The following is a 13,800-nucleotide window of genomic DNA, read 5'->3' on the forward strand; positions in this document are numbered from 1 at the left end:
CCAGGCTCGCGCGGCGGCGTGTCCTTCTTTGTCCCTCGCTGTCCGCCCTCGTGGTTGGCGGAAAGTCACGCCACGGATCCTCTCCGTTCGAGGGGTTTGATCATGACTTCTTGACCAGACCGCCCTCGGAGACCTAGCCTCGCCATACAGGCTCACTTTGCCCGACCAGCGCAGGCTAAGCGCACAACATAGAACGCGTAACGGAACAGCATCACTTTGGGCCGGCGTGCCGGCCCGGCACCGCCCTGGACTGGCCGGTCCGGGGTCGATGTGACAACTGCACCCCGGCCGTCGACGGTGCCTGTGGCCCCGCCGACGGTGAGAGCTAACCCATGGCCAGCCGCTCCGGTCGGGCGTCCAGAGCCGCAGGCGCGTGCCCACCGGCACGTACTGCGGCGCGACGTTCAGGGGAGGCGCGCCATGGCGAGGCGGCAGAGGTCCATCGGGGGGCCGACGTGAACGCGTGGCCGACGCAGATCCCCGCCGGTCGGCACGGGTTCAGGCCCCGGAGCGGGGTTTCGGCATGAGCGCCCTCGACGTCGTCCTCCTCGTCGCCGTCCTGGCGCTCACCGTGGTGGTGCTGGGCGCGGTGGCCGTCGGCGTACGCACGGTGCGCCGTCTCGGTGCCGCGCCGCGACCGGAGGATCCGGCGTTCATCGCCGAGAAGGACCGTCAGGAACAGTCCCTGGCCGCCCTGCGGACCGCCGCCGACGAGGTCAACAGCACCATCGACGTGGCGAAGTCCGCCGCCGCGGCGGCCCGCACGGAGGCGGCGGCGGCGAAGGCCGAGGCGAAAGCGGCCCGGGCCGAGGCCCGTCGGGTCCTCGACGACGCGCGGGCGGAGGCCGACACGGTCCTGGAGCGCGCCCACAAGCAGGCCGAGGCGGATGCGGAACAGCTGCGCGCCGCCGCGCGACGCAGCGGTGAGCGGGAGGTCGCCGTGCTCGCCGCGACCACCCGTGAGCAGGCAGCGGAGGTGGAGCGGCGGGCGACCCGGATGGACGAGCGGGAACGCCTGCACACCGAGGAGGTGGAGCGGCTCGCCGAGCGGGAGCGGCAGCTCACCGCCGCCAGCGCCGCCCTCGCCGCCCGGGAGGCCGCCCTGACGCAGCGGGAGGCGGAGCTGGCCGAGGCGGAGACGCAGCGCCGCCGCGAGTTGCAGCGGGTGGCGGGGTTGACCGCCGACGCCGCCCGGGCCGAGCTGATCGAGGTGATCGAGACGCAGGCCAAGCGGGAGGCGGCGCTGCTGGTGCGGGACATCGAGTCCGACGCTCGGAGCACCGCCGAGCAGCGCGCCCGGCACATCGTGGTGGAGGCGATCCAGCGGGTGGCCAGCGAGCAGACCGCGGAGAGCGTGGTCAGCGTCCTGCACCTGCCGGGCGACGAGATGAAGGGGCGGATCATCGGCCGGGAGGGCCGCAACATCCGCGCCTTCGAGTCGGTGACCGGCGTCAACCTGATCATCGACGACACGCCCGAGGCGGTGCTGCTGTCGTGCTTCGACCCGGTTCGCCGGGAGGTGGGCCGGCTGACGCTGGAGAAGCTGGTGCTGGACGGGCGCATCCATCCGCACCGCATCGAGGAGGTGCACGACCTGGCCCGTCAGGAGGTGGAGCAGCTCTGCCTGCGGGCCGCCGAGGACGCGCTGGTGCAGGTGGGTATCACCGAGATCCATCCGGAGCTGGTGGCGCTGCTCGGCCGGCTGCGCTACCGCACCTCCTACGGGCAGAACGTGCTCAAGCACCTGGTGGAGACCGCGCACATCGCCGGTGTGATGGCCGCCGAGCTGCGCCTGGACGTGCCGCTGATCAAGCGGTGCGCGTTCCTGCACGACATCGGCAAGGCCCTCACCCACGAGGTGGAGGGCAGTCACGCCATCATCGGAGCCGACGTGGCCCGCAAGTACGGCGAGAGCGAGGACGTGGTGCACGCCATCGAGGCGCACCACAACGAGGTGGCTCCGCAGACCGTCGAGGCGGTGCTGACCCAGGCGTCCGACGCCTGTTCGGGCGGGCGGCCCGGGGCGCGGCGGGAGAGCCTGGAGGTGTACGTCAAGCGGCTGGAGCGGATCGAGGAGATCGCTGCCGGCAAGCTCGGGGTGGACAAGGTCTTCGCGATGCAGGCGGGCCGGGAGATCCGGGTGATGGTCAAGCCCGACGACGTCGACGACATCGGCGCGGCGGTGCTGGCCCGGGACGTGGCCAAGCAGATCGAGGAGGAGCTGACCTATCCGGGGCAGATCCGGGTGACGGTGGTGCGTGAGTCCCGGGTCACCGAGATCGCCCGCTGATCCGGGACGGTGGTCGCGGCCCGCTCGCGGGCCAGCGCCACCAGCACCGCCGCCACACCCGGACAGCACCGCCGCCACCCCCCGCAATCACCGCCACCGCACCCGGAGACGGTTGGGGCCGGCCCGTGGCGCGGGCCGGCCCCTCGGTGTTCACCGTGCCGGGTGGCTCAGGTGCCGGCTGCGTCAGGGAGTGTTGCTCTCCGCCTGCGATGTCAGCGAGGCCGGGGGCGGGTTCTGTGCGGGCAGGTCGGCGGTCCTGCGTCCGCGTGACAGTCGGCGCTGGACGTACTCGGCGAGCTTGGACAGCGAGTAGTTGACCAGGATGAACATCAGCGCGATCACGATGTAGACCTGGATCGGGTTGTCCAGCACACCGATGATCTGCTTGCCGACGTTCAGGGTCTCCTGGTAGCTGATGATGAAGCCGAGCGAGGTGTCCTTGAGCACCACCACGAGCTGGCTGATCAGCGCCGGGAGCATGATCCGGAACGCCTGCGGCAGCAGGATCATCCGGGTGGTCTGCGCGGGGGAGAGGCCAATCGCCGCCGCCGCCTCGGCCTGCCCGCCGGGCAGGCCCTCCATGCCGGAGCGCAGGATCTCGGCGATCACCACGGAGTTGTAGATGGTCAGGCCGATGACCAGGTACCACAGGGTGTCGAAGGTGACGCCGAACTCGGGAAAGCCGCGGGCGACGAAGAAGATCGTGATGACCACCGGCAGACCCCGGAAGATCTCCACGCAGAACCGGGTGACGGCCGACAGCAGCGTGCTCAGCCCGCGCAGCAGGTAGGCCACCGGGGTGGCGAGGCCGGTGAAGCGACGTCGCGACAGGCTCTTGAGCTGGATCCGCAGCACCCCCAGCAGGGTGCCGACCACCAGTGAGGAGACGATGGCCAGGGCTGCGGCGGTCAGGGTGTTCTTGAAGCCGACCCCGATCCGTTCCCAGACCAGCGCGAAGTTCTCGTTGGCGGGGTCGATCAGCGGGCCCCACAGCTCCATCGAGAACTGACCCTTGTCCTCCAGGGGACGGTAGATCAGGAAGTACGCGGCGGCGAGCAGGACGACGGTGGCGACGATGCTGCTGATCAGGGTGATCCGGCGCTGACGGGGGCCGGGGACGTCGTAGAGGACGCTGGTCTGCTGACTCATCGGGCCACCGCCTGTCGCTTCTCGATCTGGTCGAGCAGGGCACCGAGCGGCACAGTCATGATCAGGTATCCGATCGAGATGCCGATGGCGACCGGGAGGAAGGCGAGGCCCTCGGCCGAGGTGAGCTGGTCGGCGGTCTGCGCGAGGTCACCCACCACGCCGAAGAAGCCGACCAGCGCCGAGTTCTTGATCATCGCGATGATGACCGAGCCGAGCGGCACCACGGAGGCCTTCCAGGACTGCGGCAGCACCACGTACCGCAGGTTCTGGGTGAAGGTCAGACCGAGCGACCGGGCCGCTTCGGCCTGACCGGCGGGGACGGCGTTGACGCCCGAGCGCAGCGCCTCGCAGACGAATGCGGCGGTGTAGAGCACCAGGGCGATCAGCCCGAAGCGGAAGTACGGCAGGTCGGTGCCGAGTCGGCTGAACAGCGAGTCGAGCACCGGGATGCGGAGGAAGTCCGCGTTGGAGCCGAGTGAGGGTAGGCCGAATGCGGCGAAGAACATCACCACGGTCAGCGGTAGGTTCCGGAAGACGTTGACGTAGCCGGTGCCGACCAGCCGCAACGGGGGCACCGGGGAGATCCGCAGGACCGCCACGACAGCGCCCAGGAGGAGGGCGCCGATCGCGGCGAGCACGCAGATCTGGAGGGTGAGCCAGAAGCCACTCGCGAAGACGTCGAACCTGTCGATGAGCACGTTCACGGGTCGGACTTCCTCCCCACCCTCCAGACCGTACGGGTCAGATCAGTAGCGGTTGATGGTCGGCGCGTCGCCCAGCTCGGCACCGAACTTGCCGGCGGTGTCGTCCCAGGCCTGCTTCCAACTGCCGTCGGCGTACGCCTTCTCCAGGGTGTCGTTGATGAAGTCCCGGAACTCGGTGTCCTCCTTCTTCACCCCGATGCCGTACGGCTCCTTGGTGAAGTTGTCGCCGGCGAGCTGGAACGAGGCCTCGTCCTTGGCGATGTAGCCGAGCAGGATGACGTTGTCGGTGGTGACGGCGTCGACCTGGCCGCCCTTGAGGGCGTCACGGCACTTGTCGTAGGTGTCGAAGAGCACCAGCTGGCTGGCGACGTCCTTGACGTACTTCTTGATCTCCTCGGCCGGGGTCGAGCCGGTGACCGAGCAGACCTTCTTGGTTCCGTCCTTGAAGGAGTCCGGGCCCGTGATGCTGGTGTCGCCCTTCTTCACCATGATGTTCTGGCCGGCCTCGTAGTACGGCCCGGCGAACGCGATGCGCTCCTTGCGCGCGTCGTTGATCGTGTAGGTCGCGGCGACGAGGTCGACGGTGCCGTTGACGATCACGTCCTCGCGGACCTTCGAGGGGGTCTCGATCCACTCGATCTTGTCCTCGGGGATGTCGAGTTCCTTGACAATGATCTTGGCGATCTCGACGTCGAAGCCCTCCGGGTCCTCCGAGAGGCCCTTCTGGCCGAAGCCGGGCTGGTCGAACTTGGTGCCGACCTTGATGGCCTGGGCCTTGTTGAGCCGCTCCATGGTGCTGCCGGCGGCAAACGACTTGCTGTCGGCGCCGGTGCCCTCCTCGGCCTCGTCGCCACCGCAGGCGGTCAGCCCGAACGCCAGGGTGGCGGCCGCGGCGAGCGCCGCTACGCGCGTGATACGCATACTCTTCTCCTTCTTCGACTCAAGCCCGCCGCGGACGGCGCACTCGGATGGTCAGTGCGTGAGGATCTTGGAGAGGAAGTCCTTGGCCCGTTCGCTGCGCGGGTTGGCGAAGAACTCGGCCGGCGGCGCGTCCTCGACGAGCTGCCCGTCGGCCATGAAGATGACCCGGTTGGCCGCGTGCCGGGCGAAGCCCATCTCGTGGGTGACCACGACCATGGTCATGCCCTCGCTGGCCAGCGACGTCATCACGTCCAGCACCTCGCCGACCATCTCCGGGTCGAGCGCGCTGGTCGGCTCGTCGAACAGCATCGCCTTGGGCTGCATGGCCAGGGCGCGGGCGATCGCGGCCCGCTGCTGCTGGCCGCCGGAGAGCTGGGCCGGGAACTTGTCGGACTGGTTGGCGATGCCGACCCGGTCGAGCAGGGCCAGGCCGCGTTCCCGGGCCGCCGCCGGCTTCTCGCCGCGCACCTTGATCGGGCCCAGCGTCACGTTCTCCAGAATGGTCTTGTGCGCGAAGAGGTTGAACGACTGGAACACCATGCCGACCTCGCTGCGCAGCTTCGCCAGGGCCCTGCCCTCGGCGGGCAGCGGTCGACCGTCGAACGTGATGGTGCCGGAGTTGATCGGCTCCAGCCGGTTGATCGCGCGGCACAGGGTCGACTTGCCGGAGCCGGACGGGCCGATGACCACGACGACCTCGCCACGGTCGACCGACAGCGAGACGTCGTCCAGCACGTGCAGCGGCCCGAACCACTTGTTGACCGAGTCAAGCACGATGAGCGGTTCGCCCGTCGTCACGTCGTCCACCGTCCCTGTCGTCGCGGCTCCGGGGTCGGTTGGCCCCCGGTGACGGCCACTGTAGGCGCGGTGATGTGGCAGAACACAACCCAGATGGTCACGGAGCGGTAACACCAGTTCGGATCGGGCCGGGGAGTCCGAATTCGCCCCGTCCGGGTGGCGCGGGCGGCGGGTGGCGGAGATCATGTGGAGATGACCGCGCCGGTACGGCTGACCACGTACGCCCGGGGCGGCGGCTGCGCCTGCAAGATCCCGCCCGGGGAACTGGAGGCCATGGTCGCGGGCCTCGGTCCGGCCGCCGGGGCCGCCGACCTGCTGGTCGGGCTGGACCACGGCGACGACGCCGCGGTGGTCCGCTGGGACGCCGCCACCGGCGTGGTGGCCACCGCCGACTTCTTCACCCCCGTCGTCGACGACGCGTACGACTGGGGCCGGATCGCCGCCGCGAACGCCCTGTCCGACGTGTACGCGATGGGCGGCGACCCGCTGATCGCGCTGAACCTGCTCTGCTGGCCTCGCGGCGTGCTGCCGGTGGAGTTGGCCCGGGAGGTGCTGCGCGGCGGTCGGGACGTGGCACGGGAGGCCGGCTGTCACCTGGCCGGCGGGCACAGCGTCGACGACGACGGCCCGAAGTACGGCCTGGCGGTCACCGGGGTGGTCCGGCCGGCGGAGCTGATCACGCTGGACGCGGGCAGGGCGGGGCTGCCGTTGTCGCTGACCAAGCCCCTCGGTGTCGGGGTGCTCAATGCCCGGCACAAGGCGACCGGGGAGGTCTTCGCCGAGGCGGTGGCCGCGATGACCACCCTGAACCGGGATGCGGCCCGGGCGGCGGTGGCGGCCGGTGTGCGCTGCGGCACCGACGTGACCGGTTTCGGCCTGTTGGGGCACGCGTCGAAGCTGGCTCGGGCGAGCGGGTTGACGGTCGCGATCGACGTGACCCGGGTGCCGTACCTGGCCGGCGCGCGGGAGGCGGTGCGGGACGGCCACGTCAGCGGCGGAACCCGGCGCAACCTGGAGTGGGTTGCCCCGTGGACCGATGTCGGCGGAGTCGGCGAGGAGGAGTTGCTGCTGCTGGCCGACGCACAGACCTCGGGCGGGCTGCTGGTCGCCGGTGAGCTGCCCGGGGCCCCGGTGGTGGGGGAACTGCTGCCGGCGGGCGGGCATCGCGTCGTGCTGCGCTGAGGCTCATCGTGCTGCCTGAGCGCCGCCTAGCGCTGTGCGTGAGCGCCGCCTAGCGCTGTGCGTGAGCGCCGCCTAGCGCTGTGCCTGAGCGCCGCCTCGTGTTGCGCCGAGCGTGATGTCGCTACGCCCGGCGGGGCACCATAGCCGATAAACTGTCATCTTCCCGCTACTCCGAGCAATGGTGCTCAGGGAATTTTTGCCCGGAATGGTCACAGACCGATAACTTGCCCCCGGTTGGGGTCATTTGCCCCCCACCATCGTGAGTAAGGCCCGATCCGGAGGCCGGTGGGACGAGCACAGCGAGGAGGCGGCGTGACCGAGCTGTGGAACTGGAGAATCGACCAGGTACGACCCGAGGAGGTCTACCCGGCACTGGCCGAGGCACTCGGCCGGGTGGTGATGCCCCTGGCGGTGGCCGACCCGGCCTGCCTGCCGACGTACGCGGTGGTTTGTGACGTCTGGCAGGCGCCCGGGGAGTTCGCCACCATCGTGGACTGCTACGGGGTGCCCGACACCCTGCCCGAGCTGCCCGCCATCGCGGCGCTGGCCCGGCTGCTCGACCGCAACTGCCTGATGCGCGACGACACCCTCGACGCCGGGCGGCACCTGCTGGTCACCCCGGACGGCACCATCCGGCCGGTGCACTTCGACGTCCGCGAGACCGACGACGGTGAGGTGCTCGCCAACCAGCGGCTGTGCACGTCGGCGCACCCCGGCTGCCGGGGCTGGTCGCAGTGCCACCGCTCCCGCTGGGCGCCGGACACCGTCGTCCCGGCGCTCGCCGCCGCCTGACCACCCGCCGCGCGGGCCAGCCGGTCGGGCCCGCGCGGCGGCGGCCCGCCCTCAGGGGAGCCGATCCGGCCGGTGCCGAGCGGCGATCCGGCCCGGCCACAGCGGTCTGACCCGGATGTCCGGAACGCCGGCCCGGTCAGTCGGCGCGGGCCGCCTGCCGGGCGCCCCGGACCTCCAACCCGTCGAGCAGGGTGCGGGTGGCGGCGGCCACGGCGGCCACCGCCGCGTCGAACGCCGCCGCGTTGTGCGCGGCCGGGGCCCGGAAGCCGGAAATCTTCCGGACGTACTGCAACGCCGCCGCCTCGACGTCCGCGTCGGTCACCTCCGGGGTGTACGGCTCACGCAGGGTCTTGATGCTCCGGCACACGGGGTCCTCCTCGTTCGGTCGATCGGTTCGACCCGGATACGCTGTCCGGGTCATGACTACCGCAGCGGCGGGCAGCCCGCGCACCTACCAGGTGCGTACGTACGGCTGCCAGATGAACGTGCACGACTCCGAGCGCATCTCCGGCCTGCTCGAACAGGCCGGCTACGTCCGCGCGGGCGAGGCCGAGGACACCCCCGACGTGGTGGTGTTCAACACCTGCGCCGTCCGGGAGAACGCCGACAACCGGCTCTACGGCAACCTCGGTCACCTGCGCCCCGTGAAGAACAGGCACCCGGGGATGCAGATCGCGGTCGGTGGCTGCCTGGCCCAGAAGGACCGGGGCGACATCGTCCGCAAGGCCCCCTGGGTGGACGTGGTCTTCGGCACGCACAACATCGGCTCGCTGCCGGTGCTGCTGGAACGGGCGCGGCACAACGCAGCCGCCGAGGTGGAGATCCTCGAATCCCTCGACGTGTTCCCCTCGACGCTGCCCACCCGCCGCGAGTCGACGTACGCCGGCTGGGTGTCGATCTCCGTCGGCTGCAACAACACCTGCACGTTCTGCATCGTGCCCGCTCTGCGCGGCAAGGAGAAGGACCGCCGGCCCGGCGACATCCTCGCCGAGGTGCGCGCCCTGGTCGACGAGGGCGTGCTGGAGGTGACCCTGCTCGGGCAGAACGTCAACTCCTACGGCGTGGCGTTCGGCGACGCCGTCGAGCCGAACTGGAAGCGCAGCGGTGACCGGTCGGCGTTCGCCGAGCTGCTGCGGGCCTGCGGCGACATCGACGGGCTGGAGCGGGTCCGGTTCACCAGCCCGCATCCGAAGGACTTCACCGACGACGTGATCGCCGCGATGGCCGAGACGCCGAACGTGTGCCACTCGCTGCACATGCCGTTGCAGTCCGGCTCCGACGACGTGCTGCGCGCCATGCGCCGGTCCTACCGGTCGGAGCGCTACCTGGGGATCATCTCCAAGGTCCGGGCGGCGATGCCGGACGCGGCGATCACCACCGACATCATCGTCGGCTTCCCCGGCGAGACCGAGGCCGACTTCGAGCAGACCCTCGACGTGGTGCGGGAGGCCCGGTTCTCCTCGGCGTTCACGTTCCAGTACTCCAAGCGCCCCGGCACCCCCGCCGCCACCATGGAGGGGCAACTGCCCAAGCAGGTGGTGCAGGAGCGTTACGAGCGGCTGATCGCCTGCGTCGAGGAGATCACCTGGGCGGAGAACAGGAAGCTGGTGGGGGAGGCCGTCGAGGTGCTCGTCGCCGTCGGCGAGGGCCGCAAGGACGAGCGCACCGGTCGGCTGTCCGGCCGGGCCCGCGACGGTCGCCTCGTGCACTTCGACGCCGGGTCGTACGCCGGGTCGATCCGGCCGGGCGACATCGTGCACACCACCGTGACGTACGCCGCGCCACACCACCTCAACGCCGACGGCGAGCCGCTGTCGCACCGGCGTACCCGCGCCGGCGACGCCGCCGAGGCCGGCCGGGCCCCGCGTACCCCCGGGGTGTTGCTCGGTCTGCCCACGGTCGGTGCGCCGGCCGCGCCGCCCGCGCCGACGACCGGCTGCGCCGCCCACTGACGCAGGTCGGGGCCCGCCGACGCGCGGCGGACCCCGACCGCAGGGTCAGACCGAGATCCGGCCGGCGCCCGCGCCGCCCGTCACGATCGACTTGACGCTGCTCGCGCTGTCCAGGGTGTACGGGTACGGAATGCCGGCGACGCTGCCGCCGGTCTGCCCGCCGCCCGAGTTGACGAAGTGGTTGTTGCGGGCCACGAGCGAGCCCGGCCCGGAGCTGCCCTCGCCGAGGTGGTACGGGTCGGGGGTGTTCTCGAAGTAGTTGCCCTCGACCAGCACCCCGGCGTTCATCGTGGAGGCCACGCCGTAGCCGCGCACGTTGCCGTAGTAGTTGTTGTAGACGTGCACCGGGTTGCCGAAGCGGACCCGCGGGTTGCGCTGGTTGCTGCCGTCGAACCAGTTGTGGTGGTAGGTCACCCGCAGGTGCCCGACGTCCTGGCTGGCGTTGCTGTCGCTGTGCCCGAGCAGCATCGCCTTGTCGTGGCTGTGGACCCGGTTCCACGACACCGTGACGAAGTCGGAGCCACGCTTGATGTCGACCGCGCCGTCGTAGCCGTCGGTGAAGGTGTTGTGGTCGATCCAGACGTTGGTGGCCGACTGCTCGACGTTGATCGCGTCGTCGTCCCAGTTGCGGAAGGTCAGGTTCCGCACGATGACGTTGCGGTCGCCGTTGATGGTGAAGCCGCAGCCGGCGATGGTGGCGCCCGCGTTGCCGAGGATGGTCTTGTTGGACCGCACCCGCAGCATTCCGGAGCAGTTGATGGTGCCGGAGACCCGGATCACCGACGCGCTGCTGGAGCCGAGCGCGCTGCTCAGCGCCGAGGCGGTGGACACGGTGGTGACAGCGGAGTTGCCGCCGCCGGTGGTGCCGCCGTTCTGGGTGGCCCAGCCCACCAGCCCGGTGCTCGGCGGCGGGGGATTGGTGCCGCCCCCGATCTTGATCATCTGCCACTGCTGGTTGTAGCCGTCGAGGTCGGCGTACTGGGAGACCATGCCACCGTCGGCGGTGGACCACTCCCACAGGTCGAGGGCCTTGCCGCTGTGCCGGTTGATGAACCGCACGTAGCCGCCTGCGGAGTCCTTCAGCGTGAAGTGCTGCCGGGTGTCGCTGCTCGCCGTGACCTGGGTGACCTGCACCCCGTCGTTGACGTTGGGCACGGACACGACCTTGCCGGAGTGCCGGTTGCGCAGCTGGTAGTAGCCGTTGCCCACGTCGACGAACTGGAACTGCTGGTTGTTGCCGTCAGTCCGGCTGAACTGCCGGATCTCGCCGCCGTCGGCGGTGGACCACTCCCACAGGTCCATCGCCTTGCCGCTGTGCCGGTTGACGAACACGTAGTGGGCGCTGGTGTCGACGGTGGCCGCCTCGGCGGGGGCCACCGTCACGGCGACGGCCGCCACGGGTACCGCGAACACTGCCGCGGCCAGGGCCGCCAGCCTACGCTTGACTGTTTGCACGCTGGATTCTCCTCATCCTGCGGAGGAACAGGGACGGTTGGTGCGTGTCGTGCGCCACGCAACGCTTTTCCGGGCTGCCCGGACGCGGACCCGTGACGCGGGCCGCCGCGACGGGCCGGTGGTGGTACGACGCGGTGGCGCAGGTGTGGTCGGCGGGGGGCGGTCCCGCGACCCGACGCTGCCGTTGCCCAGCGGAAGCGTTGCGGTGGTGCTCGCCGGATGTGCCCTGCCGGTGGATGGATGGAATCGGCTCCCCGCGCCCGCCAAGGGATCGGCAAGCGCTTTCCCGATGGAAGCACAGACGTGCTTCGACTTAAAGGCTGAGTTGTTAGCGTTATCATCGACCTCGCCGACGCCGACGCCGACGCCGCCTCGGCCCCGACGCCGCCTCGGCCCCGACCCCACGGGCCCGTGGCCGCCGTGGGATCGGTCAGTCCGAGGACCGCGTCCGCCGCCACGGCAACCCGCGCGCCGGGACATCCCGGGCTCAGGTCACCGCCGGAACGTCAGGACCCCCGCGCCCGAAGCGGGCACAGGGGTCCTGACGTGGTGCGGCAGCAGGCTGCCGACCGTGTCGTTGCTCGGTCAGCGCCGCGCCCTGCTCGGGCGCGGCGGACTCAGCCGGCCTGCTCGGCGAGCTGGAGGAACTGCCGCTTGGACTCCAGGGCCCGCTCGGCCTCCTTGACCCGCCGTGCGTCGCCGGCGGCCTGGGCCCGGCTCAGGCGCTCCTCGGCCTCCGCGACCTGGGTCCGCATCTGGGCCAGCAGGGGGTTGTCCTCCTTGCTGGTGCGCCGCCACGCCGAGTCCATGACCTCACGGACCTTCTCGTCGACGGCGCGCAGCCGGCGCTCCAGTCCCGTGGCGGCCTCCCGGGGCACCCGACCGGCCTCGTGCCACTGCGCCTGGATCTCGCGCAGCTTGGCCTGGGAGCCCTTCGGGTCGGCGTCGACGTCCAGCGCCTCGGCCTCGGCCAGCAGGGCCTGCTTGCGCTCCAGGTTGGCGCGCTGCTCGTTGTCCCGCGCGGAGAAGACCTCGCTGCGCCGGGTGAAGAACTCGTCCTGCGCGGCCCGGAACCGTTCCCAGAGCTTCTGCTCCGCCTCCTTGGAGGCGCGCGGCGCGGCCTTCCACTGGTTCATCAGCTCCTTGAGCTGATTGGCGGTGATCGCCCAGTCGGTCGAGTCCTTCAGCTTCTCGGCCTCGGCGACCAACTCCTCCTTGACCGTCTGGGCCTGCTTGCGCTGCGCGTCCAGGGAGGCGAAGTGGGCACCCCGGCGGCGGGTGAACCCGTCCCGGGCGGCGGCGAACCGCTTCCACAGCTCACCGTCGGTCTTCTTGTCGACCCCCCGGATGGTCTTCCACTCGTCGAGGATCTCCTTGAGCCGGTCCCCGGCGGTCTTCCAGCCGGTGGACTCGGCAGCGAGCGTCTCCGCCTCCTCGACCAGGGCGGTCTTGCGTGCGAGCGCCTCCGTGCGGGCGGCCTCCTTCGCGGCCTTCGCCTGTCCGGCCTTCTCCTCCGCCACGATGGCGAGCTTGTCCAGCCGGGCGGCGAGTGCGTCGAGATCGCCGACGACGTGCGCCTCGGCCAGCGAGGCGCGGATCCGGCGGATCGTGGTCAGGGAGTGGCCGGCATCCGCCGCACCCGAGTTGAGCCGGGCCTCGGTGAGATTCACCTCGGTCACCAGGTCGGCGTAGCGGCGGGCGAAGTGTGCCAGGCCCTCCTCCGGCGCTCCCGCCTGCCAGGATCCGACCACCCGCTCGCCCTCGGCGGTCTTCACGTACACGGTGCCGTCCGCGTCCACCCGTCCGAAGGCAGTCCAGTCGCTCATGTGCCCATCCTCGTTCTCCCGGCGTCGCGGGAGTCCCCCCGCGATCGCCGCCACCGCGCAGCAAAGTTTTCCCCGGGCATTGTCACAGGTCTGCCCCGGTCCGCGTCGAGCGCCTATCGCCGACCGTGACCATACGGTGTCCTAGCGCCTGCCGGCACGCTTCGATCGGCGTGCCACATTTCGCCGTACGTCGTACCGTACAATGTACGGAAGCGGTGTTCCGGCGCGCGGGCACCGCCGAGGAGGAAAGATGACACAGTCGCAGACCACGCTCCTGCCCCCGGCCGACGCCGGATACTCGCCCACCGCAGAGGACCTGGCAACGCTCGACGAGTGGTTCCGGCGCTACGACGAACTGGCTGGCGCAGGTGACGTCGAGGGCACCGCCGACCTGGCGATGTTCCCGCTCAACACGGTCACCGACGACGCCGCGGGCGAGGGGTCGGCCCGCCAGCTCACCCGCGCCGACTACCTGCGGACGATGGGCGGGGTGCTCGGCGGCGGCGGCGACCTGACCATGTCGAGCCGACGGACGCCACACTTCCTCACCGCCAGCCTGGTGGTCGTCTTCACCGACGCGGAGTTCACCATCGACGGGGTCACCCAGCGGGTTCGCTACGCCGACCTGCTGGTCAGGACCGGCGGCCAGTGGCGCTTCCAGACGATGATCCAGGGCGGTTGGGGCGACCAGCAGGGCTGAACCACGGGGCCGGGCCGGGGCGCACCACCCC

General features: G+C 70.8%; 12 protein-coding genes. 5 read left to right on the forward strand and 7 right to left on the reverse strand.

Features of this window, described 5'->3' with window-relative positions:
• The first annotated feature begins 523 nt into the window (after positions 1–523).
• Complete coding sequence (gene rny, locus GA0070616_RS20405) at positions 524–2,290, forward strand: ribonuclease Y (RefSeq protein ID WP_091091218.1); 1,767 nt, start codon at positions 524–526, stop codon at positions 2,288–2,290.
• Positions 2,291–2,473: 183 nt separating this feature from the next.
• Here rny and GA0070616_RS20410 read toward each other — a convergent pair whose 3' ends face one another.
• Genes GA0070616_RS20410 through GA0070616_RS20425 form a run of 4 tightly spaced genes read right to left on the reverse strand, consistent with a single transcriptional unit; the run spans position 2,474 to position 5,871 of the window.
• Positions 2,474–3,439, reverse strand: a complete 966-nt coding sequence (locus GA0070616_RS20410; protein ID WP_091085489.1) for an amino acid ABC transporter permease — start codon at positions 3,437–3,439, stop codon at positions 2,474–2,476.
• Entirely contained in the window at positions 3,436–4,143 is a 708-nt protein-coding gene (locus tag GA0070616_RS20415; RefSeq protein WP_091085492.1) for an amino acid ABC transporter permease, read from the reverse strand. The genes GA0070616_RS20410 and GA0070616_RS20415 overlap by 4 nt, the downstream gene beginning before the upstream one ends.
• A gap of 42 nt (positions 4,144–4,185) precedes the next feature.
• Positions 4,186–5,064: a glutamate ABC transporter substrate-binding protein gene (locus GA0070616_RS20420; protein WP_091085496.1), complete on the reverse strand. Its 879-nt coding sequence runs from the start codon at positions 5,062–5,064 to the stop codon at positions 4,186–4,188.
• Between the two features lie 51 nt (positions 5,065–5,115).
• Complete coding sequence (locus tag GA0070616_RS20425) at positions 5,116–5,871, reverse strand: amino acid ABC transporter ATP-binding protein (RefSeq protein ID WP_091085499.1); 756 nt, start codon at positions 5,869–5,871, stop codon at positions 5,116–5,118.
• Positions 5,872–6,054: 183 nt separating this feature from the next.
• On the opposite strand from GA0070616_RS20425, the gene selD reads away from it, so the two are divergent.
• A complete protein-coding gene (gene selD, locus GA0070616_RS20430) occupies positions 6,055–7,044 on the forward strand; it encodes a selenide, water dikinase SelD (protein ID WP_091091222.1) in 990 nt (329 codons plus the stop codon).
• A gap of 312 nt (positions 7,045–7,356) precedes the next feature.
• The gene (locus GA0070616_RS20435; RefSeq protein ID WP_091085503.1) at positions 7,357–7,836 is read left to right on the forward strand and encodes a hypothetical protein; all 480 of its coding nucleotides are present in this window, start codon (positions 7,357–7,359) and stop codon (positions 7,834–7,836) included.
• A gap of 136 nt (positions 7,837–7,972) precedes the next feature.
• Here the strand turns inward: GA0070616_RS20435 and GA0070616_RS20440 are convergent, their stop codons facing one another.
• On the reverse strand, positions 7,973–8,203 hold the full coding sequence (locus GA0070616_RS20440; RefSeq protein WP_091085507.1) for a DUF2277 family protein: 231 nt from the start codon (positions 8,201–8,203) through the stop codon (positions 7,973–7,975).
• A gap of 52 nt (positions 8,204–8,255) precedes the next feature.
• Between GA0070616_RS20440 and miaB the strand changes: the two genes are divergently transcribed.
• The gene (gene miaB, locus GA0070616_RS20445; RefSeq protein ID WP_091085510.1) at positions 8,256–9,788 is read left to right on the forward strand and encodes a tRNA (N6-isopentenyl adenosine(37)-C2)-methylthiotransferase MiaB; all 1,533 of its coding nucleotides are present in this window, start codon (positions 8,256–8,258) and stop codon (positions 9,786–9,788) included.
• Between the two features lie 45 nt (positions 9,789–9,833).
• On the opposite strand, the gene GA0070616_RS20450 is transcribed toward miaB, so the two are convergent.
• Positions 9,834–11,243 carry a pectate lyase family protein gene (locus GA0070616_RS20450; protein WP_091085512.1) on the reverse strand — a complete coding sequence of 470 codons (1,410 nt, stop codon included), beginning with the start codon at positions 11,241–11,243 and terminating at the stop codon, positions 9,834–9,836.
• A 617-nt stretch (positions 11,244–11,860) separates the two neighbouring features.
• Positions 11,861–13,069 carry a DUF349 domain-containing protein gene (locus GA0070616_RS20455; protein ID WP_091085515.1) on the reverse strand — a complete coding sequence of 403 codons (1,209 nt, stop codon included), beginning with the start codon at positions 13,067–13,069 and terminating at the stop codon, positions 11,861–11,863.
• Between the two features lie 250 nt (positions 13,070–13,319).
• Between GA0070616_RS20455 and GA0070616_RS20460 the strand changes: the two genes are divergently transcribed.
• Entirely contained in the window at positions 13,320–13,769 is a 450-nt protein-coding gene (locus GA0070616_RS20460; RefSeq protein WP_091085517.1) for a hypothetical protein, read from the forward strand.
• The last annotated feature ends 31 nt before the right edge of the window (positions 13,770–13,800 follow it).

This window comes from Micromonospora nigra (assembly GCF_900091585.1).
Classification (GTDB): Bacteria; Actinomycetota; Actinomycetes; order Mycobacteriales; family Micromonosporaceae; genus Micromonospora; species Micromonospora nigra.

Excerpts from the sequence above, each read along its gene's own strand:
- GA0070616_RS20410 (WP_091085489.1), bottom strand. The coding sequence starts at position 3,439 with ATGAGTCAGCAGACCAGCGTCCTCTACGACGTCCCCGGCCCCCGTCAG.
- miaB (WP_091085510.1), top strand. The coding sequence starts at position 8,256 with ATGACTACCGCAGCGGCGGGCAGCCCGCGCACCTACCAGGTGCGTACG.
- selD (WP_091091222.1), top strand. The coding sequence starts at position 6,055 with ATGACCGCGCCGGTACGGCTGACCACGTACGCCCGGGGCGGCGGCTGC.
- GA0070616_RS20455 (WP_091085515.1), bottom strand. The coding sequence starts at position 13,069 with ATGAGCGACTGGACTGCCTTCGGACGGGTGGACGCGGACGGCACCGTG.
- GA0070616_RS20420 (WP_091085496.1), bottom strand. The coding sequence starts at position 5,064 with ATGCGTATCACGCGCGTAGCGGCGCTCGCCGCGGCCGCCACCCTGGCG.
- GA0070616_RS20460 (WP_091085517.1), top strand. The coding sequence starts at position 13,320 with ATGACACAGTCGCAGACCACGCTCCTGCCCCCGGCCGACGCCGGATAC.
- rny (WP_091091218.1), top strand. The coding sequence starts at position 524 with ATGAGCGCCCTCGACGTCGTCCTCCTCGTCGCCGTCCTGGCGCTCACC.